Genomic DNA, 1782 nt, shown 5'->3' with positions numbered 1-1782 from the left:
GATCTCTGCGGCGGTGAGGCCTCCGATCTGGTCGAGGCGGGCAGCGCCCCCAACACCGCGCGCAGCTACACCCTCGATACCAAGCGGGTGATTTCGCTGGTGGGGATGGAGATCGCCAAATCCGAACAGGTCCGCATCCTGACCAGCCTTGGCTTTTCGGCTACGGGCGCGGGCGATACGCTCGAGGTTTGGGTACCCTCATGGCGGCGCGATGTGCAGGGTGAGGCCGATCTTGTCGAAGAGGTGGCGCGCATTTCGTCCCTCACCAAGCTCGAGCCCAAACCACTGCCGCGCGCGACGGCAGGCGTGCCCAAGCCCGTGCTGACGCCGATGCAATCACGCGAGCGCATGGGGCGGCGGACAGCCGCGGCCTTGGGCTATAATGAATGCGTCACCTATTCCTTCATCGACCGCGCGGCGGCCCAGCTTTTCGGCGGCGGCACCGATGATGTGATGCTGGAAAATCCGATTTCCGCCGATCTGAGCCATATGCGCCCCGATCTGCTGCCCGGCCTTCTGCGTGCTGCCGCCCGCAATCAGGCGCGCGGCATGATGGATCTGGCGCTTTGCGAGGTCGGCCACGCCTTTCACGGTGGTGAGCCGGGTGAGCAGCATTTGCAGGTCGCGGGGCTTTTGGTCGGCCAGACAGGCCCCCGCGACCCCCATGGCGCGCGGCGCGGTGTCGATGTCTTCGACATCAAGGCCGATGCCGAAGCGGTGCTTGCCGCGATGGGCGCACCGGCCAAAATGCAGATCCTGCGCGGTGCGCCGGGCTGGTGGCACCCCGGGCGCCACGGGATCTTGTGCCTTGGCCCGCAAAAGCGGCTGGCCGTTTTTGGCGAATTGCATCCCAAGGTGCTGAAGGAGATGGATGTGAAAGGGCCGGCTATGGCATTCACCATCTATGCCGCCGAAATCCCGATGCCGAAGTCCGCCGGTGCAAGCCGCGGCGCGGTGACGATGGCCGAGTATCAGGCGGTCGAGCGTGATTTCGCCTTTGTCGTCGATGCCGGTGTCGAAGCGGCCGTCTTGGTCAATGCCGCAAGCGGCGCCGATAAGGCGCTGATCACCGATGTGCGCGTCTTTGATGAATTCATCGGCGGCAGCTTGGGCGAGGGGCACAAATCCATCGCGCTTAGCGTGCGCTTGCAGCCCCAAGATCGCACCCTGACCGAGGAAGAGATCGAAGCCGTGGCGGCGAAGGTGGTGGACAAGGTCACCAAGGCATCGGGCGGCACGCTGAGGGGCTGACCCGCGATGGGCGCGTCTGGCTGGCTGTTGACGCCTCCGGCGGGAGTATTTTCGAAGCAAAGATAGCGGGGTTGCGCCTGCGTTTCCTGAAAGGGGCATGACATGCTGACCGTTTATCTCTCGGGTGAAATCCATACCGATTGGCGCGACGAGATCGCGGATGCCGCCCATGGCTTGGATGTGGTCTTTACCGGGCCGGTCACCGATCATGCGGCCAGCGATGATTGCGGCGTGGCGATCCTTGGCGCGGAACCCGACAAGTTCTGGCATGACCAAAAGGGTGCCAAACTCAACGCCATCCGTACCCGGCATGGCATCGAAACCGCCGATATCGTGGTGGTGCGCTTCGGCGAGAAATACAAGCAGTGGAATGCCGCCTTCGATGCGGGCTATGCGGCCGCACTTGGCAAGCCCCTGATCATCGTCAGCCTGCCCGAGCATCAACATGCCCTGAAAGAGGTGCATGCCGCGGCGCTGGCCGCCTGTGACCAGCCGGGGCAGGTGGCCCAGATCCTGTGTTATGTGCTGACC

General features: G+C 64.0%; 2 protein-coding genes. Both read left to right on the top strand.

Annotated elements, in window-relative coordinates:
* Window positions 1-1251: phenylalanine--tRNA ligase subunit beta (locus tag ACTG4J_RS15360; RefSeq protein ID WP_439140604.1), on the top strand; the 1251-nt coding region annotated here is incomplete at its 5' end.
* 102 nt (window positions 1252-1353) lie between these two features.
* Window positions 1354-1782: YtoQ family protein (locus ACTG4J_RS15355; RefSeq protein ID WP_439140603.1), on the top strand; the 429-nt coding region annotated here is incomplete at its 3' end.

Origin of the sequence: Roseicyclus sp. (assembly GCF_965662675.1) — a bacterium.
Lineage (GTDB): Bacteria > Pseudomonadota > Alphaproteobacteria > Rhodobacterales > Rhodobacteraceae > Roseicyclus.
This window is presented reverse-complemented; position numbering and strand designations above follow the sequence as displayed.